We start from the raw sequence: 21,774 nt of genomic DNA, 5'->3' as shown, positions 1-21,774 counted from the left end.
TCAGGGGCCGATGCGGCCGCGCCATCGCCTGGCACTGCGCCCATCGAGCACGTAGGCCGTCACGCCATCGCGGCTGCGCCGCTGCGGAGCCATCGGAATGGCCGTGTCCACCGATGCCAGGAAATCGGACGTGAGGCTCAGCAGCAGCTCCTGGACCCGCACCGGCTCCATCCCCACCAGACCATCGCCGAGCCGCCAGAGAGCCTGCTCATGCTCCTTGACGCGCACCACGGAAAAGTGACTCCCGCCGTCCACCATCACCAGACGGCTGCGAGGATCCCGGTGCTGCAGGAACAGCGCCAGCTGCTCGCTCACCGGCGGGGTGACCAGATCCAGCCCGCCGCCGATGATCAGCAGCGGAGCCTTGAGATGCTCCAGACCCCGGCCAGGCCAGAGCAGGCTGCCGAAGCCATTCAGGCTCACCACCGCGGCCAGGGCTCTTGGCGGGCCACCTGCGGGCTCCGGCAGGGGCACCTCCTGGAGCTGACATTGCAGCAGCCTGGAGATGTTGATCAGGGGGATCACATCCAGAGCCCGCTCGCAGCGGCGAGCCAGCCCCGGGACCGGGCGCAGTCCGCTGGCCAGCAGCGCAGAAAGCCCTCCCAGGGAGTGGCCCATCAGCACCACCGAGTGGCCGAGAGGGGGGATCCGCCCCTGCCGTTCCGCCGCCAGAACCGCCTCGACATCAGCCAGCCGATCGGGAAGGGTTTCAGCCCCTGGTGGGGGGCGCTGGCCGTCAAGCATCTGGCGCACCGCCGTCTCGTTGCTGCCGGGGTGCTCGATCAGCACCACCGGCCAGCCACGGGCCGCCAGGCCCCGGGCCAACCAGCCGAGCTGGGCGCTGCTGCCCCCGAGTCCCGGCATCAGCACCACCCAGGAGCCCTGGCGTGGCGGGACGGCCGGCCACACTTCAATCTCCAGGGGGGCTGACCTGTGGGCCACCGTCAGGGCGATGGTCCTGGGCCTGGGGTCAGGCTGAATCGCCGCCAGCCGTGCACTGGTCTCCGAATCCTCCCGGTTGCGCAGCGGCAGATCCCGCAACCGCTCCAGCGCCAGGGTCTGCTCCTCCAGCTGATGCCGCCAGAGCCCCGCCAGCTGCAGCAGCCCATCGAGATCAAGGGTGAGCCGGGGGGTGGGCACCGCCAGCAGCAGGTCCACGAACCGGATCGGCTCGGGCCGCTGCAGGCGTTCCCGCAGGGTGGTGAGCAGCAGCACGCCACTGCCGGGCTTGCCTCCGGCGAACAGTTCTCCCACCGCCTCCAGCACCTGGCGCCCCGCCCAGCTCTGCAGCAACTGCAGAGCGAAGCCCCGATCGGGCAACAGGGGTGATCGCAGCAGGGTCACCAGATCGTCACGGCTGCCCTGGTCGAGCAGCTCGAGCCAGATGGCCAGTTCATTGCGGCTGCCCTTCGGGTCCCGGCTCCAGGCGTCGAGCTGATGCAGATCGAGGGGCAGCGAGAGACCATCGAGCTGCACATCCAGCCGGTCGGCCGCGCTGACCGGCTCCACCAGCCGTGGAGCCACCGAGCCCACCAGCAGACTGGTCAGGAGTGCCAGCCCCCGACGGACGTGTTGTGACAGAGCCGCAGGCAGGAGCAAGCCAACCAATCTGGTGGCTCCAGTTTCCCGCGCCGCTGCGCGAACTCACCGTGATCCGCCTGGTGGGCAGCTTCGGGGCCGGGGGAATCCTCTACCTCACCCCGGTGGTGTTCCACCAGGCTCAGTTCTCGGCCCTGGCAGTGGGCCAGGGCCTGGCCGCCGCGGCACTGGCCGGCACCCTGGGGCGGCTGCTGAGCGGCTGGTGGCTCGACCGTGGCCTCAGCACCACCCGGCCGGTCCTGCTGGCGGCTCTGATCTCGGTGCTGGCCGACAGCCGACTGTTCACTGCGGAAACCTTCCCCGCCTTTGTGCTGGGGCAAGTGCTTCTGGGCACAGCGATGGGGATCTACTGGCCGGCCATCGAGCTGGCGGTGCCCCTGAGCGCACCGCCTCTGCCCACCAGCCGTGGCTATGCCCTGGTGCGCACCGGTGATGCCCTCGGCGTGGCCCTTGGGGTGCTGCTGGGAGCCCTGATGGCGGGCAGCCGGCACCTGCGCGGCATCTATCTGGTGGACATCGTCTGCATGACGGTGGTGATCAGCCTGCTGCTGCGCTCACCCCTGCCCCTGGCGGCGCCCACCGGCGACCAGGATCGCCGCCTGCCCTGGCACCAGTGGGTGAAACCCCTGCTGCCCCTGCTGGGGGTCACGCTGCTGGCCACGGGCATGGTGTCACTGCTCCAGAGCGCCCTGCCTCTGGATCTGGTGCGGGGCGGTCTGGAGCGTGCGCCGCTGAGCGAGAGCCTCGGAGCCCTGCTGCTGGGACTCCAGCTCAGCCTGCTGCTGCTGTTCCAGTGGCCCCTGGGGCGCTGGCTGGGGGAGCGGCCGGTGTCCTTCGGGCTGGGCTGGAGCCTGCTGGGCTTTGCGTTCGGCAGCCTGTTGCTGGCCCTCTCCGCGCTGGGCTGGCAGAGCCTTTCCCTGCTGGTGCTGGCCCAGGTGCCCCTGGCGGCAGCGGCGGCGGCCTTCCTCCCCACCGCCAGCGAAGCGGTGATCGAGGTCACACCGGTCTCGCACCAGGGGATGGCCCTGGCCCTGTTCTCGCAGTGCTTCGCGATCAGCTCCTTCGTGGCCCCGCTGGTCGGGGGCTGGTTGCTGGAAAGCCAGCGGCATGGAGCCGGCCTCTGGCTGCTGATGACACTCCTGAGTCTGCTGGGGCTGCTGCTGGTGGGGCAGCTGAACCGCTTCCATCCCCACCCCGGTCAACGGCGGACCCGACCGCAGCCCTGAGCGACGGCGTTCCCCCCTCAGGAGTCCTTGACCTGGGCCCTGGCCTTCTGGGCACGGATCCAGGCCTCGGATTCATGGGGGAGCGGCTCGGTGCCGTATTCCCAGTCGTCGTAGTCGGGATCATTGCGAATCCGCTGGTGCAGTTCCTTCTGAACGTCGAAGTTGTGGGGGTGATCGGCCGGAGCGGCCGGATCAACGGGGGCGTTCGGAGCGGCGTTCGGATCGTTGGCGGGGGACGTCTGGGATGAGGGCATCACCGGCCACTGCAGCTGATGCCATTGTCCCCCCTGGCCGGGGACGTCGCCGGCACAGACCCTGGAGCGGGTCCGCCGCAACAATGGAGCGCCCCGAGTGATGACCTGGCCGTGACCTATTGCGTGGGCCTGCTGCTGGACGAGGGCCTGGTGATGGCCTCCGACTCCCGCACCAATGCCGGTGTCGATGATTTCGCCAGGTTCTGCAAGATGACCACCTTCGAGCGGCCCGGGGACCGGGTGATCGTGCTGCTCAGTTCCGGCAGCCTGGCCGGCACCCAGGCGGTGGTGAGTCTGCTGAAGCAACGGGCCAGCCGCGACGATGGCGCCATGACCCTGTGGACCGCCCAGACCCTGTTCGATGTGGCCGTGCTGGTGTCGGATGTGATGCGTGAGATCGAACATCGCGATGCCCCCTTCCTCGAGGGCAGTGCGGTGAGATTCAACGCCTCGTTCATTCTGGGCGGCCAGATCAAGGGAGAAGCCCCGCGGCTGTTCCGCATCTACGCCGAAGGGAACTTCATCGAAGCCGGCGACGACACGCCCTTCCTGCAGACCGGCGAGGCGAAATACGGCAAACCGATCCTCGACCGTGTGATCACCCCGGCCACGACGATGGCCGACGCCACCAAGTGTGTGCTGGTGTCCTTCGATTCCACCATGCGCAGCAATCTGTCCGTGGGGATGCCGATCGACCTGATCTGCTACGAGCGCGACAGCCTGGCGATTCATCAAAGGCGCCGCTTCCAAGAAGGCGATCCCTACTTCTCCGCCCTGAGCACCGGCTGGAGCGCCGGCGTCCGCCAGGCATTCCGGGACCTTCCAGCACTGGAATGGTCCTGATCCCTGACCTGAGACGCAACGATTCAGGCCAGCGGGGATGGGCCTGTTGTGGGCGTGAAGCGCCTGTGCCCGACCCTGGCCGTCGCAGCATGGGCAGCCCTCCCGGAGTGAACGTCTGAGGGGATGGTTCCCTCAGACGTTGAACAGGAACTCCATGACGTCGCCTTCCTGCACCACATACTCCTTGCCCTCACTGCGCAGCCAGCCGCGGTTGCGGGCTTCGGGCAGGGAGCCGGCCTCCACCAGCTGGGCATAGGCCACGGTCTGGGCGCGGATGAACCCCCGCTCGAAATCGGTGTGGATCACCCCGGCGGCCTGGGGGGCGGTCATGCCGGCGGTGATGGTCCAGGCGCGGGTTTCCTTCTCACCGGTTGTGAAGTAGGTGCGCAGACCCAGCAGGCGGTAGGTGGCGTGGATCAGGCTCTGAAGCCCGCCCTCGCTCACGCCGAGGCCCTCAAGGTAATCGGCGCGCTCAGCCTCGCCCAGCTCGATCAGCTCCGCCTCCACCTGGGCCGAGATGCGCACGGCCTCGGCGCCTTCCCTGCGCGCCAGCTCCTCCACGGCGCGGGAGAAGGGATTGCCCTCGGCGAGGTCATCTTCCGAGACGTTGGTGGCATAGATGATCGGCTTGGCGGTGAGCAGCCCCAGGGGCCTGAGCATGGGCGCCTCCTCCTCGCTCAGCTCCACGTTGCGGGCGGCACCGCCCTGCTCCAGCTCGGCCTGGATCCGCGCGAGGGCGGCATCCTCGGCCTGGGCCTCCTTGCTGGTGCGCGCCTGCTTCTTCAAACGCTCGCGGCGCTTCTCGATCTGGCCCAGATCCGCCAGCCCCAGCTCCAGATTGATCACCTCGGCATCGCGCACCGGATCCACAGCCCCGGACACGTGAATCACGTCATCGTCCTCGAAGCAGCGCACCACGTGCACGATCGCGTCGACCTCGCGGATGTTGGCGAGGAACTTGTTGCCCAGCCCCTCTCCCTGGCTGGCACCTTTCACCAGGCCGGCGATGTCGACGAACTCCACCCGGGTGGGGACGATCTCACGGGAGCTGGACACATCCGAAAGCATCTTCAGCCGCGGATCGGGTACCGCCACGACGCCCACATTCGGCTCGATCGTGCAGAAGGGGAAATTGGCCGCCTGGGCCTGGGCGTTGGCCACCAGGGCGTTGAACAGGGTGGATTTGCCCACATTGGGCAGCCCCACGATTCCGGCTTTGAGCATGGAGCGAAATCTAGACGGGGGTCCTCCAGACACTGGGGGCCACAGTTGGAAGCCCCACCAGGAAGACTGGTCTCAGTGAACGGAGCACGGCCATCGCCACGCGGATGCTCGAACAACCCCCAGCCCCGAAGCTGCCGGAAGCTGCGCTGTCTCCCGGCGTGACCACGGCGACCGGAGTCGGAGGCCTGGCTCCCCGCCACCGCTGGCGGCGGCGGCTGGCGGCCGGAGCCGCGGCCCTGCTGCTGGTGGTGGGTGGCGTGACTCTCTGGCAGAGGCAGCGCCAGGCCGCCAAGCGCAGCAACCTGGCTGACTTCACCGTCGTGGCCAAGCGCGGCTCCCTGCCGGGGGTGGTGAGCGCCAGCGGCGAGCTGGAGGCAGGCCGCAGCGTCAACGTGAGCCCCAAGCGCGGCGGGGTTCTGGAGTCGCTGTTCGTGGATGAAGGCGACCGGGTGACCAGGGGCCAGCCGATCGCCCTGATGGACAGTGGTGACCTGCGCCAGCGGGAGCTGGAACTGGGGGCCCAGGTGCGCCTTGCGGAGGCGGAGGAGAGCCGCGCCCGCTCCGACTACGAACGCCGTCTCAAGCTGTTCGATGAGGGGGCCATCAGCGAAGACGACATCGTCTCCTTCCGAACCCGAGCCCTCACGGCCCGGGCCTCACTGGACGTGGCGCGCAAACGATTCAACCAGCGCACGGTGGAACGTGATGAGCTCACGATCCGGGCTCCCTTCGACGGGGTGATCACCCAGCGATTCGCCGATCCCGGTGCCTTCGTGACTCCCACCACGTCCGCCTCGGCGAACGCCGGCGCATCCAGCTCCTCGGTGGTGGAGCTGGCCCAGGGGCTGGAGGTGGTCGCCAAGGTGCCCGAGAACGACATCGGCCGGATCAGCGTCGGCCAGACCGCCAGTGTGCGGGTGGATGCCTTTCCCGACAAGCGATTCGCCGCCCGGGTGGTCAAGGTGGCTCCGCGGGCGGTGAAGAACAACAACGTCACGTCGTTCGAGGTGAAACTCAGCCTCAGCGATCCCAACAATCTGCTGCGCATCGGCATGACGGCCGACATCGACTTTCAGACCGGCAGCCTCCCCCCACAGACCCTGGTGCCCACGGTGGCGGTCGTCACGGAGGAAGGACGGCCGGGCGTCCTGCTGGTGGGCAAGGACAACCAGCCCCGCTTTCAGCCGGTGACCCTGGGCTCGAGCAGTGGCCGCAACACACAGATCATCTCCGGTCTCGAGGAGGGCACAAGTGTGTTCATCGACCTGCCCCCCTGGGCGAAGAAACGGGGGTCCTGAATCCGTCCGGGGCCACCGATCAGCTCCGGCCTCCGCTGAGGAAACGGCGGCTGGCCTCCAGGATCCGACCGCTGGCCTGACCATCGCCGAAGGGGTTGTGGGCCTGGGCCATGGCCTCGTAGGCCTGGGGATCCTCGAGCAGGCGGCTGGCCTCGTTCACGATCGACTCGCTGGCGGTGCCGATCAGCCGCGCGGTTCCAGCCGTGACCGCTTCCGGCCTTTCCGTGGTGCGCCGCAGCACCAGCACGGGCTTGCCCAGGGCCGGTGCCTCCTCCTGCAGACCACCGGAATCGGAGAGCAGGAGAGTGCAGCCCCGGATCGCCCCCACCAGCTGGTCGTAGTCGAGCGGTTCGCAGAGATGGGCGCGGGGATGATCGCCCAGAAGCTCCTGCAGGGGCTCCCGGACCGTGGGGTTGCGGTGCAGGGGCAGCAGCAGCGCCGTGTCGGGATGGCTGTCCAGCAGCTGACGGAACCCCTGGCCGATGCTGGTGAGCCGCTCCCCCCAGTTCTCGCGGCGGTGAACGGTGGCCAGGATCACCCGCTGTCGCTCCCAGTCGAGCCCGGGGAACTGCGGCAGGGGGGCCTGAGCGGCCATCAGCAGCAGCGCATCGATCACGGTGTTGCCTGTGACCAGGATCTCCCCCACCACACCTGAGGCCTTCAGGTTGGCCTCGGAGACCGTGGTGGGGGCGAAGTGCAGCAGGGCCACCTGGGAGATCAGGCGACGGTTCGCCTCCTCCGGAAAGGGATCGAGCAGGTTGTCGGTGCGCAGCCCCGCCTCCACGTGACCCACGGGGATCTGCTCATAGAAGGCGGCCAGGGCTGAAGCGAAGGCGGTGGTGGTGTCGCCCTGCACCAGCACCAGGTCGGGGCGATGCTCCAGAAACTCCTCACGCAGGCCCTGGAGAGCCGCGCAGGTGACATGGGTGAGGGTCTGCTTCGGGGTCATCAGGGCCAGGTCGCGATCGGGGGTGAGCCCGAACAGATCCATCACCTGAGCCACCATCTCCCGGTGCTGACCGGTGAGCACCACCCGGGTGCGGAAGCCCGGATCACGCTGGAACGCCAGGATCACCGGTGCCAGTTTGATCGCTTCAGGCCGGGTGCCCAGCACGATGCTCACGAGCGGTGCGGTGGCGGTCAAGGGGGCGAGGCGGTGGCTGGGATCCTAGGGAAGTGGCCCTGAGGCGCTTGGTGACACGGGCTGAGTTTCGAGCAATGCTGAGAGCGATGGACGCCCCTGGACCGTGAACCCGCTCGAGAGCAGCAGCGCCCCACAGGTCATGGTCGAGTCCACTGCCGTCAGGCGGCCTCCCCCACCTCCGCCGGCACCCTCGACGGAAGCTTCCGTGCCTTCCATGCCGGAAGTGGGGCGAGCCAGCTTCGGCGATCTGCCGTCCAGCCTGGAAGCGATCGTGGCGATCGCCGACGCCAGGGGCTACTCCGATGTGCATCTCGGGGTCGGTGAATCCCCTCGCTACCGAGGCCAGGGAGTCATCCTGCCCACGGGTTGGCCCATCACCGATCGGGAGCAATTCCAGCGCTGGCTGGAGGAAATCCTCCCGGCCAGCGATCTGGATCACTTCCAGCAGTGCCTCGACTTCGATGGGGCCCACGCCTTTCCCTTTGCGCGAGTCCGCATCAACCTGCTGGAGAGCGTGCGCGGGCCCGCCATGGTGCTGAGGTTGATCCCCCTGGAGGTGCCGAGCCTGGATCAGCTGGCCATGCCGCCGGTTCTGAAAGAGCTGGCCACCTATCCGAAAGGGCTGGTGCTGATGACCGGTCCAACAGGCTGCGGCAAGAGCACCACCCTGGCGGCCATGATCGACTGGATCAACAGAACCGTCGCCAAGCACGTCATCACGATCGAAGATCCGGTGGAATTCGTGCACACCAGCCGCACCTGCCTGATCCGTCAGCGGCAGGTGGGACATCACACCAAGCGCTTCCACACGGCGTTGCGTGCGGCTCTCCGGGAAGATCCCGATGTGATCCTGATCGGTGAGATCCGCGATCGTGACACCCTCTCCACCGCCCTCGAAGCAGCCCAGACCGGCCACCTGGTCTTCGGCACCCTCCACACCAATTCAGCGGTGCGCTCGGTGGACCGGGTGATGGGCCTGTTCGATCCGCAGAGCAAGGAGCAGATGCGCCGGGAGCTGGCGGAATCCCTCCTGGCGGTGATCTCCCAGGGGCTGATCCGCACCCGGGATGGAACGCGCACCGCCTATCACGATCTGCTGGTCAACACCGAAGCCTGCCGCGACTACATCCAGCGGGGGGATCTCGATGAAGTGGAGCAGATCATGGCGCGCAGTGCCTTCGATGGGATGCAAACCATCAATCAGTCGCTTGCAGCCCTGGTGGAGGCTGGGACGGTGGCCCCCCGGGAGGCCCTCTCCCACAGTCTCAAGCCGAACGAACTGGCCCAGACGTTGCGCGGCCGGATCAGCTGACGCAGCCCGCTCAGCTGACGCCATGGCTTGAAGCTCAGGAGCGAGTGGCCAGGCGGATGAGCAGCAGACTCGCCAGGCCCAGGGACAGGCCCAGCATGGCCAGACGTCCGTTCCAGATCTCCGCCTGGGGGGTGAAGCCACGGCGCCAGGCATTCAGTTCCTGGGGATCGACATCGACGGGCTCGAGCCGGTTCTCGCTGATCTCAGCAGGGGCCATCTGTTCTCGTCCCAAGACAGAGTTGAAATCACTCTAAAGGGATTAACGACCTGACCGTGTTTCGTAAAGGCTGCCGGCCTGCTCGAGCGGCAGCCTTGCCAAAACCCCCAGATCGCAGTCGCTGCAGGCCCCGCCGGCCAGGCGAGCCGCGGCCGCCACGCCGATCATCGCGGCGTTGTCCGTGCAGTAGGCCAGGGGAGCGACACGCCACTGCAGACCGAGGGCATCGCAACGGTCCTGCATGGTCCGGCGCAGGCGGCGGTTGGCCGCCACCCCGCCCACCAGCACCACGGTGTCCAGCCCCTGATCCAGGGCGCAACGGCAGCTGCGATCCACCAGCACATCCACCACCACCCGCTCGAAACTGGCGGCGATGTCGGCCAGCGGCAGCGGCTGCTGCTCCTGCTCCAGGCGCTGCACCAGCCGCAGCACCGCGGTTTTCAGGCCACTGAAGCTGAAGTCGTAGGGATGGAAGCCACCCTCAGGCCTGGACACCCGGCCCTTGGGCAGGGGGAAGCGCTCTGGATCGCCGGCGGCTGCCGCCGCCTGGATGGCGGGGCCTCCGGGATAACCCAGTCCCATCAGCCGCGCCACCTTGTCGAAGGCCTCACCGGCCGCGTCGTCATGGCTGCGTCCGAGGCGCCGGTAGGCCCCGACCCCCTCCACCCGCACCAGCTCGGTGTGACCGCCGCTGACCAGCAGCACCAGGTAAGGACCCGCTGGCAGAGGGTCCCCCAGTTGCACCGAGCAGAGGTGACCCTCCAGATGGTGCACCCCCAGAAAGGGCAGGTCGTGCAGGCGGGCAAGGGTCCGGCCGGTGACCGATCCCACCAGCAGGGCCCCCACCAGACCCGGCGCCACCGTCGCGGCGATGCCGTCGAGATCGGCATACCCCAGGTCCGATTCGGCCATCACCCGCTCCACCAGCTGGGGCAGGGCCTCCACGTGGCGCCTGGAGGCGATTTCAGGCACCACGCCTCCCCAGCGGGCATGCTCCTCGACCTGGGAGGCCACAGCACTGGCGAGCACCTGACGATCACGCACAACGGCGGCGGCGGACTCGTCACAACTTGTTTCGACGGCCAGAATGGTGGGCATGGGCTCCAGGGAAGTCCCCTACTGTCCGCGTGTGACATCCTGCCTTCCGGCAGGGCTTTCCCCGGAACCGGACACGATGCGCCGTCTTTTCGCCGTTCTGATTTCCGCCTTGCTGCTGTTCGGCTTCGCCTCCGTGGCCAACGCCGACGTCGCCGGGCTCACCCCCTGTGCTGAGAGCTCACGCTTCCAGCAGCGGGCCAGCTCCGCGGCCACCCCGCAGGCCAAGGCACGCTTCGAGATGTACAGCCAGGCCGTCTGCGGTCCTGATGGGCTGCCCCACCTGATCGTGGATGGCCGCTGGAGCCATGCGGGCGATTTCATGATCCCCGGCATCGCCTTCCTCTACATCGCTGGCTGCATCGGCTGGGCTGGCCGCTCCTACCTGCAGGCGATCCGCGGCAGCAAGGACGCCACCATGCGTGAGATCCAGATCGACCTGCCCCTCGCCCTCAAGAGCACCCTGGCCGCCGCCACCTGGCCCCTGGCCGCCTTCGGCGAGTTCACCAGCGGCAAGCTGCTGGAGTCGGACTCCAAGATCACCATCTCGCCTCGCTGAGGATCTGAAGGTTCAGCTCAGGCCCGGGTCCATGACCACGGGCCGGTTTCCTCAACTCCAGCCCCTCCCCCAACGTCTCCCGGCCCCGCCAGGGGTTGACTCCATGAAGAAATTTCTGACCACCGCCCCGGTGTTCGCTGCCATCTGGTTCACGATCACCGCCGGGATCATGATCGAGTTCAACCGCTTCTTCCCCGACCTGCTCTTCCATCCCCTCTGAGTCCAGAGCCTCCTCAGTTCTGGCCCTCTCGGAGCCAGAGCCTCGGACCACACCCATGATCGAGCGGCCCGAAAGGGCCGTTTTTTGTTGGCGAACGCGTCCGCCCTGTCCCTCGAGAGACCCTCCCCCTGGATCAACCGGCATCACGCGAGGTTGAGCAACCCTTCCAGGCTGCAGATCGCCTGATCCAGGTCACCGTTCACCAGCACCGCATCGAATTCCGCCTCCGCCTCGAGTTCCTGTTGAGCACGGCTGAGCCGCCGCTGGATGGCCTGCTCGCCCTCGGTGCCCCTCCCACGGATGCGCCTCTCCAGCTCCTCGAAGCTGGGGGGCTTGATGAACACCTGGAACCCGGCTGGAAAACTGCGCCGCACCTGACGGGCTCCCTCCAGTTCGATCTCCAGCACCACCGATTGTCCCTGGGCCAGATGCTCCTCCACCGGGGCGCGCGGCGTGCCGTACAGGTTGCCGGCGAATTCGGCCCACTCCAGGAAGCCACCAGCCTGCACCTGGGCCTCGAAGCGCCCGCGATCGAGAAAGCGATAGGTGGTCCCGTCGATCTCACCTGGTCTGGGCGCCCGGGTGGTGGCCGAGACCGACAGCCAGAGCGCGGGGTGACGCTTCAGAAGAGCCGCCACGAGGGTGCCCTTGCCCACACCACTGGGGCCGCTGATCACGGTGAGCCGTCCTGGCATTGAAGGCGATCCCATGGAGGTCTCCGGCTGGCCAGCAGAGTAGTGGGATCCCACCGCACGCTCCGGCGTGGAGCGGCAGCCCATGGCGCCCCAGACCCAGCCGAACCTGGCCATCCAGGCCATGGACCTCACCACCTTGAGGGCGGTGCTGGCGGAGCTGCGTCCCCTGCTGGTGCCGGCCCGCTTCGAGAAGGCCCAGCAGCCCAGCCCCCACACCCTGCAGCTTGGACTTCGAGGTCTGAGCGGGATGCGCTGGCTGGAGATCAGCTGGCTGGCGGCGGCCCCCCGGCTGATGGCGATCGATCCACCACCGAAGCAGGGGGACGGCAGCACCCTGGCCCGGGTGCTGCAGCACGGGCTGGGGGGGCTGGCCCTTGTGGCGATCGAGCAGGCGGGCTTCGAGCGGGTGGTGGATCTGCATTTCGCACCCCGACCCGGGGAGCCCAGTGGCCGCCGTCTGGTGGTGGAGCTGATGGGCCGTCACAGCAATGTGTTTCTGCTCGATGCCCAGGGACGGGTGGTGAGCCTGGCCCGCCAGGTGCGGGAGCAGCAGTCACGGCTGCGGCCGATCGCCAGTGGCTCCAGTTACGTGCGTCCGCCGGCCCTGCGGTCGGATCCCCCCAGCCTCGAGGAGTCCCAGGAGCGCTGGCAGCGGCGGCTGCTGCTGGTGCCCGTGTCCCTTCGTCAGGCCCTGCAGCAGACCTACCAGGGAATCAGTCCGGCCCTGGCGCTGCAGCTGGCCGATCAGGGGCTGGAACCGGCGGAGGAGCTGCTGGCCCGACCGGTGGGAGCGCTCACCCAGGAGCAGTGGTCTCACCTCTGGGCGCGGTGGCAGCGCTGGCTGCAGGACCTGGAGCAGGAGCGCTTCGGCTGGGACGTCGATGACTCCAGCTGTGGCTCTGGTGGCTCAGGCCGTTACCGCTGCTGGGGTACCGCCTGCTGTGGCCCCGTGAACGCCCCCCTGGCGGCCTACTACCGCCAGCGGCTGGGCCAGGAGGAGCTGCAGCGACGGAGGGCAAGCCTGGAGCTGAAACTCCTGGCCGCCCGGGAGCGCGAGGAACGCCAGCGCCAGCAGCAGCAGGATCTGCTCGATCAGGTGGACGGCGGGGATGATCTGAGCCGTCAGGCCGACGCTCTGCTCTGCCTGGCGGCACCCAGCCGCGACCAGGTGGCCGAAGCCCAGGCCCTCTACAGGCGTGCCCGGCGGCTGCGGCGCTCGGTGGTCTCGATCACCCCCCGGCTGGAGCTGCATCAGCGCCAGCTGGAGCGGATCGACGCCAGCCTGGCCTTCCTCGCCCTGCATGGCCCCGAGCTGAACCCCGGCGACGCCCGGGGCATGGATCTGGACGACGCCCTCAGTCAACTCGAGGCCCTCGAGCAGGAGAGCGAGGAGCTGCTGGTCCGGGGTGGCTCCGAAGGACGCCGCTCAGGACGCCGCTCCCCGCCCCGCTCAGCCGCGGCCAGCACCCCGTCCCCGCTGGAGCTGCTCACCCCCGGCGGACTGCGCGTGCAGGTGGGCCGCAACCACCGGCAGAACGAGTGGATCAGCCTGCGCCAGGCCCGCCGGGGCGACCTCTGGTTCCACGCCCAGGAATGCCCGGGCAGCCACGTGATGCTCAAGTCCTCGGCCGCGGAGGCCGCCGACGCCGATCTTCAGCTGGCCGCTGATCTGGCCGCCCACTTCAGCCGGGCCCGTCACAATGGGCGGGTTCCGGTGCTGAAGGTGCCCTGCGATCAGCTGCAACGAATCGCGGGAGCTGCCGCCGGCACCGTGACCCACCGAGGGGGAGAGGTGGTCTGGGCCTCGCCTCAGCGAGCCGCCCACTGGCTCGCTGAGGCGGAATCTGTGCCTAAGGTCCCTGCGGAGCCAGGGCCATGAGCGAACCAACCCCATCCACAGCCAGCAGCGGAGCCACGGGAACGGCCCTGCCCGTGCCGGAGCCCATCCGCGTCAGCCGTCCGGATGAGTTCCCCGGCGAGGTGGAGATGACCCTGCTGGAGCACCTGGAGGAACTGAGGCGGCGGGTGCTGCGCAGTCTGCTGGCCCTTGTAGTGTCGGCGGCCGTCTGCCTGGTGCTGGTGCGGCCCCTGGTGCGCCTTCTGCAGGTGCCGGCCGTGGGGATGCGTTTCCTGCAGCTGGCCCCGGGGGAATTCCTGTTCGTCTCGCTCAAGGTGGCCGGCTACGCCGGCCTCACCCTGGTGCTGCCCTACATCCTCTATGAGGTGCTCTCCTTCGTTCTTCCAGGCCTGACCAGGCGCGAGCGCCGGCTGGTGGCGCCGGCGGTGGCGGCCTCGGCAGTGCTGTTCCTGGCCGGTCTGGCCTTCGCCTGGTGGGCGCTGGTGCCCGCGGCCCTGCGCTTCCTGGTGAACTACGGCGCCGATGTGGTGGAGCCGATCTGGTCGATCGAGCGCTATCTCGACTTCGTGCTCCTGCTGATGGTGGCCACTGGGCTGGCTTTCGAGCTGCCGGTGCTGCAGTTGCTGCTCGGGGCCTTCGGCCTGGTGGGATCGCGCACCATGCTGGGGTCCTGGCGCTGGGTGGTCCTGGGCTCGGCCCTGGCCGGCGCCGTGCTCACCCCCTCCACCGACCCGGTCACGATGCTGCTGCTCACCGGAGCGATCACGGCCCTGTTCCTGATCGGGGTGGCGCTGGTGGCTCTGGTGGAGCAGGTGCGCCCCGAGCCCGGCTGATCAGAGATCCTTTGCGGAGCCGAGGTCAGAGCAGGAATTCACTGCTGCGCCCGTCCGCCGGGGGCTGCAGGGCCAGGCTCATCGCCTTGCCCAGCCGAGGCCGGTCCTTCGTGGTGCTGAGCCAACCCCTCACCTGCTCCGCCACCCGGAGATCGTTGAGCACCTCCACCAGCTCCCGCAGGCGGGCTTCGTAGCCGGCGGCATCGAGGGGGAAGGACTGCTGCTCGAGGTAGGCCCACATCACCTGCAGGTACAGGCGCCCGCGGCGCTGAACCAGCTGCAGGTCGTAGGAGGCCTGCCAGCGGGAGCGCAGCAACTCGATCACCTCCTCGTAACGGAGTGGCGCTGGGGTGTGGGGAGCGGCGGGATCGGACAACAGCGAGGACGGCGGGATGGGCGCACCGTTGGGAGTGACAACAGCATGTTGCGCCAGCTGGTCAGCCCCCCGCTCTGGCAGCCGGTGGCCGGAGGGGCAACGGTCATAATGGGCGGCACGTTGCTTCGGCACCAAGGAACGCCTCGTATGACCCAGATCCCTGTGAGCGATGTGCCCGGAATGGGTCGTCGGCAGTTCATGAATCTGCTCACCTTCGGCACGGTCACGGGGGTTGCCCTTGGCGCTCTGTACCCGGTGGTCAACTACTTCATCCCCCCCAGAGCCGCGGGCAGTGGCGGCGGCACCACGGCCAAGGATGAACTGGGCAACACCGTCACGGCCACGGGCTGGCTCTCCACCCACAAGGAAGGCGACCGCAGCCTGGTGCAGGGGCTCAAGGGTGATCCCACCTACCTGCTGGTGGAAGGCCCCGAGGCGATCGGCAGCTACGGCATCAACGCCATCTGCACGCACCTGGGCTGCGTCGTGCCCTGGAACAGCGGCGCCAACAAGTTCATGTGCCCCTGTCACGGCAGTCAGTACGACGCCACCGGCAAGGTGGTGCGCGGTCCTGCCCCTCTCTCCCTGGCCCTGGCCAACGTCACGGTCGAGAACGACACCGTGTTCCTGAGCCAGTGGAGCGACACCGACTTCCGCACCGGCGACAAGCCCTGGTGGGCCTGATCCACCGCGTTCTCCCTCTCCTTCGTCGCCCGTTCGCCCACCCCCCATGCGTCGCTCCCTCTCCCTGCTGCTGAGCTCCCTGCTCGTCGCTGCCGCCCTCCTGGTGGCTCCCCAGGCCAGCTGGGCCTACCCGTTCTGGGCCCAGCAGAATTACGCCAGCCCCCGCGAAGCCACCGGCAAGATCGTCTGCGCCAACTGTCACCTCGCCAAGAAGGCCACCCAGGTCGAAGTTCCGCAGGCCGTGATGCCGGACACCGTCTTCAAGGCGGTGGTCAAGATCCCTTACGACACGTCCGTGCAGCAGGTGGGCGCCGACGGCAGCCGCTCCGGCCTGAACGTGGGGGCCGTGGTGATGCTCCCCGATGGTTTCAAGCTGGCTCCGCCTGAGCGGCTGAGCGACGAACTGAAAGAAGAAACCGCTGGGGTTTATTTCACCCAGTACAGCGACAACGACCCCAACATTCTGCTGGTGGGTCCCCTGCCCGGCGACCAGCATCAGGAGATCGTCTTCCCGATTCTCTCGCCTGATCCCGGCAGCGACAGCTCCATTCACTTCGGCAAGTATTCGATCCACGTGGGCGGCAACCGGGGCCGCGGCCAGGTGTACCCCACCGGTGAGAAGAGCAACAACGGGGTCTTCAATGCCTCTGTGGACGGCACGGTTGCCGCCATCACCCCCGGTGAGAACGGAGCCTCTGTGGTGGAGATCAGCACCAGCGATGGTCAGAGCGTCAGCGACACCATTCCCGCTGGGCCATCCCTCACCGTGGCGGTCGGCGACAGCGTCAGCGCCGGTTCCCCCCTCACCGACGACCCCAACGTGGGCGGCTTCGGTCAGCTCGATGCTGAAATCGTGCTTCAGAATCCTGTCCGTCTCTACGGGATGCTCGCCTTCTTCGCCGCGGTGGCTCTGGCCCAGATCATGCTGGTGCTGAAGAAGAAGCAGGTGGAGAAAGTCCAGGCCGCCGAGGGCATCTGAGCCTTGGCCACCACGCCGTTCGCCTGAGTGCATTCGTTGGAGTTTCTCTCCCCGGCCACGGCCCTTGCTGTGTTCGCCTCACCGGGGCCCCTGATCTTTCAGCTGGGCCCCTTTTCCCTGCGCTGGTATGGCCTGCTGATCGCCCTGGCGGTGCTGATCGGTCTGCTGCTGGCCACCCGGCTGGGGAAGGCCCGGGGCATTGACCCCGTGCTGATCGCTGACCTGCTGCCTCTGCTGGTGCTGGCTGCCGTGCTGGGCGCCCGCCTCTACTACGTCCTGCTGGAGTGGCGCCAGTATCAGCTCAACTGGCTGGAGGCCCTGGCCATCTGGCGTGGCGGCATCGCCATCCATGGAGCCCTGATCGGCGGCACCCTGGCGGTGATCGCCTACTGCCGCTGGCGCAAGCTGGCGTTCTGGAACCTGCTCGATGTGCTGGTCCCGTCCGTAGCCCTGGGCCAGGCGATCGGGCGCTGGGGCAATTTCTTCAATTCGGAAGCGTTCGGTCTGCCCACCGACCTGCCCTGGAAGCTCTATATCCCAACCCTCAACAGGCCTGCACCGTTCCTCGATCAGCAGTACTTCCACCCCACGTTCCTCTACGAATCTCTCTGGAATCTCGCTGTGGTGGCCCTGTTGCTGCTGCTGTTCCGCGCAGGTCTCAAGGGACGCATCCCCTTGCCGGCCGGGGCCCTGAGCTGCGTCTATCTGGTGAGCTACAGCCTGGGCAGAGTCTGGATCGAAGGGCTGCGCACCGACCCCCTCTGCCTGTTCTCCTCACCGCCCTTCTGTGAAGGAGGCCTGCGCATGGCCCAGCTGATGAGCCTGCTGCTGATCGCCCTCGGCAGCTTCGGCCTCTGGTGGATCTACGGCCGGCATCGCTCCCTCCCCGATCCCGGCGGTGCTCCCGCCCAGCCGAGGACCCCCTCTTGATCGCAACCTCGACTCCCGTGCCTGGAGCTGCCAGACCTGTGCAGATCGTGGGTGCAGGCCCGGGCGCCATCGATCTGATGACCGTGCGGGCCACCCGTGCCGTCGAAGCCGCCGACGTTCTGGTCTGGACCGATTCCCTGGTGTCACCCCAGATCGCCGCCCTGGCCCCGCAGCACTGCGAACGGATCCGCACCAGCATGCTCACCCTGGAAGAAGTGATGGAGCTGGTGGTCGAGCGGGCAAGGACGGGATTGCGGGTGGTGCGCCTGCACGATGGGGACCCCTGCCTCTACGGAGCCCTTGCGGAGCAGATCTGCCGTCTGGCCGACGCTGGTCTGGAGGTGGACGTGGTTCCGGGCCTGAGTGCTTACCAGGCCACCGCCGCGGCCCTCAAGGCTGAGCTCACCATCCCGGGTCTGGTCCAGACCATCGTGCTCAGTCGTGCCGGCGGACGCACGGGAGTGCCGGAGCGGGAGTCGCTGGCGCATCTGGCGTCCCTGCGGGCCTCCCTCTGCCTGTACCTGAGCGCCCGCCATGTGGAATCGGTGCAGCAGGAGTTGCTGGAGCACTACACCCCCGACACACCCGTGGCCATCGGCTACCGCGTGAGCTGGCCGGACCAGTGGCTGCAGGTGGTCCCCCTGGAGCAGATGGCGGCCGTGAGCCGGGAACGACAGCTGATCCGCACCACCCTCTACGTGGTGAGCCCAGCGCTGGCCGCTCCCGCTCAGGCCCGCTCCAGGCTGTATTCCGCCAGCCATGATCACCTGTTCCGGGCCGACACCGCGGCGGCAAACGCTTCAGGCACGGCAGAGACTGAAGCGGTGCAGGCAGGGGGCTCAGGGAGCTGAACCCCGGTGTTTTAGGATCAACAGGTGCGGGCGATTAGCACAGCGGTAGCGCACTTCCTTCACACGGAAGGGGTCACTGGTTCGAATCCAGTATCGCCCATTCTCCTGTTCAGGCCGGAGCTTCGACCGACTGCCCGGGATCAGGCCGCCACAGGGCTGCAGACCAGCTCGGCATGCAGGATGTCCATCACTTCAAGAATCCGGGTTGATTCACTCGGCTCGATCTCCAGCTGAGCCGCAAGATCAGCAAGGATCTGCTGTTCCTGAGCCACCAATGGCCCGTCGGAGCGCATGATCTCAGCCGCCACGGCAAAGGCCGTGCGACGCTCGTGGGGATCCAGCTGCAGCGCGGCTCGGGCCATCAGGATCGGGGCCCCATCGCTGCGGAGATCAGCCAGCAGCCGATCGAACAGCTGAATCATCGCCGCATCGCCCATCTGATTGAAGGGCACTCGATAGTCGAGCGAATGGCGCAGGGCCCGGGAACCGGCTCGGGTGAGCACCCCATCCCAGGACACGGCGGCAAGGGCCACGGCCACGAAGGCAGTCGGAGAGTCCATGGAACTGGCAGCAGGGATGTCCTGCCTCTGTCATGGCGACAGCAGGGCCGGTCCTGCGGTCGTCGTCGCTACCGGCTGTCGGATTCCACCAGCAACTTCACGCCAGTGGCCTCCGCCAGGGGCTCGGCGCATGCGTGCAGGCTCCAGCGCTCCAGGCTCAGATCCAGTCCCGAAGCCGGCTCGAGCCCGATGCTCAGCTCACTGGTGCTGCAGGAGATGCGCAGGCCTGCCACCGCCGGTGTGGGTCGTCGATCGAGGGAAGCGGCGAGCCGCAGGAGCATCGCCATCGCGTTGACGGCGCGCCTCTGCTCACGGCCCGGCAGCAGCAGCCAGGCCTCGTGACGCTTCTTGGGGAGACTGCGGCGGTGGTAGCGGGCAATGGCCGCCACCATCAGTTGCTCGGTTTCGGAGTAGCCGAGCAGGTCGCCATGGCGGATCAGGTACCAGCTGTGTTTGTGATAGGCGCCGATGTTGATGTGCTGGCCTGAGCCATGCAGCATCGCCGCGGCCCAGAGCAGCTGCCGCCCTTCCCCCTCGTCGTGATGCAGCACCCCTCGGCAGCGGTCGTAGAGGCTGAGGGCATGCTGAGCCACCCGATCGGCACGCGTCTGGTCGACGCCGTAGCGCTGGGCCAGTTGAAGCACCGTGCGCCTGCGGATGCCGCTCTGGTACGCGAAGCGGTCGACGATCAGGTCGTGGCGGAGCATCCAGTCGACGATCAGGCCTTCGCGCAGGGCCCGCTCACTGATCACCATCTCCGCCGTCTGCAGCATCGCCATCGCCTGCTGAAGCACCAGCGCCCCCGGCACGATGATCTCGGCGCGGCGCTCATTGATCGCGGGCAGGGAGCGCCGCTGCTCCGGGGTCAGAGTCGTCAGCCGGTTCACCTGCTGATCGATCTGTTCCCGGCTCATGCGGAATCCCTGCAGACGCAGGGGGGTGCGCTCCTGCTCGGCGGCCACCAGGGCCGCCAGGGCCGTGGCGGTGCCGCTGGTGCCCACCATCACCGGTACTTCCCCCGGCCGCAGCTGGCGCTTCACCCGCTCCACGGCCGGCTCCAGCGACCCCTGGATGAATGCCCGCAGGAAGGTGAGCCGGGCCGGAGGCATCGGGTCCTCGTGGATGAAATCCCTCTGCAGACGTACCGCCCCGATCCGGGTGCTGGTGAGTTCACGGGCATCGGACCCGTCGGCCAGGATCAGTTCGGTGGAGCCACCACCGATGTCGAGGATCAGGTGGGGGGTGTCACCGAAGGCCATGCCCGAGAGCACCCCGAGATAGATGAGGCGGGCCTCTTCCTGGCCGCTGACCAGATCCACCTCCAGATCCAGCTGCTCCTGCACCGCCTGCACGAACAGGCGGCCATTGGGTGCCTCCCGCACCGCGCTGGTGGCGGCCGTGAGGATCTGCTCCACCCCATGGCTCTCGGCCAGCTGACGGCAGTGGCGCAGGGCGATGAAGGCGCGCTCGATGGCCTCGGGGGTGAGGTCCCCCGTCTCGGGATCCCGCTCCCCCAGCCTGGTGGTCGACTTCTCCGCCAGGACCAGGCGGAAGCTGCGCAAGTGCGGGTCCACCGCCGCGATCAGCAGGTGGATGGAGTTGGTGCCGATGTCGATGGCGGCCACATGCCGGAGCCCGTCACCGGCGGCCTGGCTGGCGGGAGCGGCCACCGTGGCGGCGGGGTCGGGAGGGACCATCGGGCGACCAGCCGGCACTGACCGCGTCACTTTGCCACCGAAGCGCACAACCGCTCGCCACGGGCCACAGCCCCAGGCCGCCCCTGGCTCAGAGGGCCGTAACCTGCGCCGATGAACATCCGCGCCTCCCTGCGGGGTTGGTTCGAGCTGCTGCGCTGGCACAAGCCCAGCGGACGTCTGATCCTGCTGATCCCGGCCGGCTGGGCCCTCTGGCTCACCCCCCAGGCCCCACCATCCCCCTCCCTGGTGGGCCTGATCGTGGCCGGGGGTCTGGCCGTGAGCGGAGCCGGCTGCGTGGCCAATGACCTCTGGGACCGGCGCATCGATCGCCTGGTGGAGCGCACCCGCACCCGCCCGATGGCCAGTGGCCGGGTGGGAGTGGTCGAGGCGGTGGTCCTGCTGATGGGCTGCCTGCTGGTCGCTCTGGCGGTGGTGCTGGCTCTGCCGACTGCCGGCCGAGGTCTCTGCCTGGCCCTGGCGGCGGCCACCCTGCCACCGGTGCTGCTCTACCCCTCGGCCAAGCGCTGGTTCGCCTATCCCCAGCTGGTGCTGGCCTTCTGCTGGGGGTTCGCGGTGCTGATCCCCTGGGCAGCGGCCACGGCCGGCCTGGAAGGAGGCTGGCCCCTGCCGCTCGCCTGGCTGGCCACGCTGCTGTGGACCTTCGGCTTCGACACGGTGTATGCCATGGCCGACCGGACGGATGACGCAGTCCTGGGGGTGCGCAGCAGTGCCCTCAGCCTGGGGGACAACGCTGCCGCCGCGGTGGCCCTCAGTTATGCCGCCGCCGCCCTGCTGCTGGTCGAGCAGGCCGCCCTGCGCCGTCAACTGCTGCTCGCCCAGGATGAGCTGAAGAACCGCTACCTCGGCGGCCGCGGCCGCGACGCCAGCCTGAACAAGGCCGACGGCGCCCTGCAGGAAATCCTCGCCAGCAGCGGCTACCTCAGCCGCCCGGCCGAACTGCTCGACGGCGACGGCTACGGCCTGCCACAACCCAACGAATGGACCCGCCTCGAACGCGAGAGCGAACAACGCCAAATACGCTTGAATCAGCTGAGCGAAGAACTGGACCAGGAAGTCCGGGTGCTGCTGGGCGATGAGCGGCGGGAGGAACTCGAAGCGATCGAAGTGAACCTGGCCCAGATCGGCGAGCATCTGCGTGGGTTGCACAAGGCTGGGGGTGGGCTGGAGTTGCCTTAAAAGCTGGTTCCGATAGGCCTACCGGGAACTATAGGACGGCATATGGCTCCCAGCCGGCCGCAGTCAATCGGCATATCGCACATGGCGGTCCATGAGGTTGAGGCGGCCAGTGGTGCCGTAGGC

22 protein-coding genes, 1 tRNA gene and 1 pseudogene are annotated in these 21,774 nt (G+C 68.1%); 14 read left to right on the top strand and 10 right to left on the bottom strand.

The window, feature by feature from the left end; all coding sequences use genetic code 11:
* On the bottom strand, positions 1 to 1,524 hold the full coding sequence (locus VB734_RS02365) for an alpha/beta fold hydrolase (protein ID WP_322782582.1): 1,524 nt from the start codon (positions 1,522 to 1,524) through the stop codon (positions 1 to 3).
* A 50-nt stretch (positions 1,525 to 1,574) separates the two neighbouring features.
* Between VB734_RS02365 and VB734_RS02360 the strand changes: the two genes are divergently transcribed.
* Complete coding sequence (locus VB734_RS02360) at positions 1,575 to 2,825, top strand: MFS transporter (RefSeq protein WP_322782581.1); 1,251 nt, start codon at positions 1,575 to 1,577, stop codon at positions 2,823 to 2,825.
* 17 nt (positions 2,826 to 2,842) lie between these two features.
* Here VB734_RS02360 and VB734_RS02355 read toward each other — a convergent pair whose 3' ends face one another.
* Positions 2,843 to 3,079, bottom strand: coding sequence for a hypothetical protein (locus VB734_RS02355; protein WP_197165409.1), 237 nt, complete (start codon positions 3,077 to 3,079; stop codon positions 2,843 to 2,845).
* 18 nt (positions 3,080 to 3,097) lie between these two features.
* On the opposite strand from VB734_RS02355, the gene VB734_RS02350 reads away from it, so the two are divergent.
* Positions 3,098 to 3,922: a proteasome-type protease gene (locus VB734_RS02350; protein ID WP_231594826.1), complete on the top strand. Its 825-nt coding sequence runs from the start codon at positions 3,098 to 3,100 to the stop codon at positions 3,920 to 3,922.
* A 132-nt stretch (positions 3,923 to 4,054) separates the two neighbouring features.
* Here VB734_RS02350 and ychF read toward each other — a convergent pair whose 3' ends face one another.
* Positions 4,055 to 5,146 carry a redox-regulated ATPase YchF gene (gene ychF, locus VB734_RS02345; RefSeq protein WP_197165411.1) on the bottom strand — a complete coding sequence of 364 codons (1,092 nt, stop codon included), beginning with the start codon at positions 5,144 to 5,146 and terminating at the stop codon, positions 4,055 to 4,057.
* 104 nt (positions 5,147 to 5,250) lie between these two features.
* Here ychF and VB734_RS02340 point away from each other — a divergent pair, with 104 nt between their 5' ends.
* On the top strand, positions 5,251 to 6,444 hold the full coding sequence (locus VB734_RS02340; protein WP_322782580.1) for an efflux RND transporter periplasmic adaptor subunit: 1,194 nt from the start codon (positions 5,251 to 5,253) through the stop codon (positions 6,442 to 6,444).
* Between the two features lie 19 nt (positions 6,445 to 6,463).
* On the opposite strand, the gene wecB is transcribed toward VB734_RS02340, so the two are convergent.
* A complete protein-coding gene (wecB, locus tag VB734_RS02335; RefSeq protein WP_197165413.1) occupies positions 6,464 to 7,588 on the bottom strand; it encodes a non-hydrolyzing UDP-N-acetylglucosamine 2-epimerase in 1,125 nt (374 codons plus the stop codon).
* Between the two features lie 139 nt (positions 7,589 to 7,727).
* On the opposite strand from wecB, the gene VB734_RS02330 reads away from it, so the two are divergent.
* Entirely contained in the window at positions 7,728 to 8,900 is a 1,173-nt protein-coding gene (locus VB734_RS02330) for a type IV pilus twitching motility protein PilT (RefSeq protein ID WP_370594572.1), read from the top strand.
* A gap of 34 nt (positions 8,901 to 8,934) precedes the next feature.
* On the opposite strand, the gene VB734_RS02325 is transcribed toward VB734_RS02330, so the two are convergent.
* Both VB734_RS02325 and tsaD read right to left on the bottom strand, forming a co-directional pair.
* Positions 8,935 to 9,117, bottom strand: a complete 183-nt coding sequence (locus tag VB734_RS02325) for a hypothetical protein (protein ID WP_006170318.1) — start codon at positions 9,115 to 9,117, stop codon at positions 8,935 to 8,937.
* Between the two features lie 42 nt (positions 9,118 to 9,159).
* Positions 9,160 to 10,215 carry a tRNA (adenosine(37)-N6)-threonylcarbamoyltransferase complex transferase subunit TsaD gene (tsaD, locus tag VB734_RS02320; protein ID WP_197165422.1) on the bottom strand — a complete coding sequence of 352 codons (1,056 nt, stop codon included), beginning with the start codon at positions 10,213 to 10,215 and terminating at the stop codon, positions 9,160 to 9,162.
* Positions 10,216 to 10,291: 76 nt separating this feature from the next.
* On the opposite strand from tsaD, the gene VB734_RS02315 reads away from it, so the two are divergent.
* Together VB734_RS02315 and psaJ are read left to right on the top strand one after the other, a co-directional pair.
* Positions 10,292 to 10,771 carry a Photosystem I reaction center subunit III gene (locus VB734_RS02315; RefSeq protein ID WP_197165423.1) on the top strand — a complete coding sequence of 160 codons (480 nt, stop codon included), beginning with the start codon at positions 10,292 to 10,294 and terminating at the stop codon, positions 10,769 to 10,771.
* Positions 10,772 to 10,874: 103 nt separating this feature from the next.
* Positions 10,875 to 10,991: a photosystem I reaction center subunit IX gene (gene psaJ, locus VB734_RS02310; RefSeq protein ID WP_185465876.1), complete on the top strand. Its 117-nt coding sequence runs from the start codon at positions 10,875 to 10,877 to the stop codon at positions 10,989 to 10,991.
* Positions 10,992 to 11,134: 143 nt separating this feature from the next.
* On the opposite strand, the gene gmk is transcribed toward psaJ, so the two are convergent.
* A complete protein-coding gene (gene gmk / locus VB734_RS02305) occupies positions 11,135 to 11,701 on the bottom strand; it encodes a guanylate kinase (RefSeq protein ID WP_231594828.1) in 567 nt (188 codons plus the stop codon).
* A gap of 67 nt (positions 11,702 to 11,768) precedes the next feature.
* Between gmk and VB734_RS02300 the strand changes: the two genes are divergently transcribed.
* Together VB734_RS02300 and tatC are read left to right on the top strand one after the other, a co-directional pair.
* Entirely contained in the window at positions 11,769 to 13,565 is a 1,797-nt protein-coding gene (locus tag VB734_RS02300) for an Rqc2 family fibronectin-binding protein (RefSeq protein WP_231594829.1), read from the top strand.
* Entirely contained in the window at positions 13,562 to 14,377 is an 816-nt protein-coding gene (gene tatC / locus VB734_RS02295; RefSeq protein ID WP_197165425.1) for a twin-arginine translocase subunit TatC, read from the top strand. The genes VB734_RS02300 and tatC overlap by 4 nt, the downstream gene beginning before the upstream one ends.
* Before the next feature lie 25 nt (positions 14,378 to 14,402).
* Here the strand turns inward: tatC and VB734_RS02290 are convergent, their stop codons facing one another.
* Positions 14,403 to 14,756: a DUF3067 family protein gene (locus VB734_RS02290; protein ID WP_370594605.1), complete on the bottom strand. Its 354-nt coding sequence runs from the start codon at positions 14,754 to 14,756 to the stop codon at positions 14,403 to 14,405.
* Positions 14,757 to 14,900: 144 nt separating this feature from the next.
* Here VB734_RS02290 and petC point away from each other — a divergent pair, with 144 nt between their 5' ends.
* The 5 genes from petC (at position 14,901) to VB734_RS02265 (ending at position 18,297) form a co-directional block, all read left to right on the top strand.
* Entirely contained in the window at positions 14,901 to 15,437 is a 537-nt protein-coding gene (gene petC / locus VB734_RS02285) for a cytochrome b6-f complex iron-sulfur subunit (RefSeq protein WP_197165427.1), read from the top strand.
* Positions 15,438 to 15,483: 46 nt separating this feature from the next.
* A complete protein-coding gene (gene petA, locus VB734_RS02280; protein ID WP_197165428.1) occupies positions 15,484 to 16,416 on the top strand; it encodes a cytochrome f in 933 nt (310 codons plus the stop codon).
* A gap of 69 nt (positions 16,417 to 16,485) precedes the next feature.
* Positions 16,486 to 17,346: a prolipoprotein diacylglyceryl transferase gene (gene lgt / locus VB734_RS02275; protein WP_197167054.1), complete on the top strand. Its 861-nt coding sequence runs from the start codon at positions 16,486 to 16,488 to the stop codon at positions 17,344 to 17,346.
* Between the two features lie 38 nt (positions 17,347 to 17,384).
* Complete coding sequence (gene cobM, locus VB734_RS02270; RefSeq protein WP_197167055.1) at positions 17,385 to 18,197, top strand: precorrin-4 C(11)-methyltransferase; 813 nt, start codon at positions 17,385 to 17,387, stop codon at positions 18,195 to 18,197.
* Positions 18,198 to 18,225: 28 nt separating this feature from the next.
* Positions 18,226 to 18,297 (top strand) — tRNA-Val (locus VB734_RS02265).
* Between the two features lie 40 nt (positions 18,298 to 18,337).
* Here the strand turns inward: VB734_RS02265 and VB734_RS02260 are convergent.
* Together VB734_RS02260 and VB734_RS02255 are read right to left on the bottom strand one after the other, a co-directional pair.
* Positions 18,338 to 18,757: a tellurite resistance TerB family protein gene (locus VB734_RS02260; RefSeq protein ID WP_197165429.1), complete on the bottom strand. Its 420-nt coding sequence runs from the start codon at positions 18,755 to 18,757 to the stop codon at positions 18,338 to 18,340.
* Between the two features lie 68 nt (positions 18,758 to 18,825).
* Complete coding sequence (locus tag VB734_RS02255; protein WP_197165430.1) at positions 18,826 to 20,454, bottom strand: Ppx/GppA phosphatase family protein; 1,629 nt, start codon at positions 20,452 to 20,454, stop codon at positions 18,826 to 18,828.
* A 111-nt stretch (positions 20,455 to 20,565) separates the two neighbouring features.
* Here VB734_RS02255 and VB734_RS02250 point away from each other — a divergent pair.
* Positions 20,566 to 21,264, top strand: a pseudogene (locus VB734_RS02250) (4-hydroxybenzoate polyprenyltransferase); the annotation flags it as partial.
* Between the last annotated feature and the right edge of the window lie 510 nt (positions 21,265 to 21,774).

This window comes from Synechococcus sp. BA-124 BA4 (genome assembly GCF_034931165.1).
The sequence above is the reverse complement of the archived record's forward strand: the minus strand, read 5'-3'. Positions and strand labels throughout refer to the sequence as shown.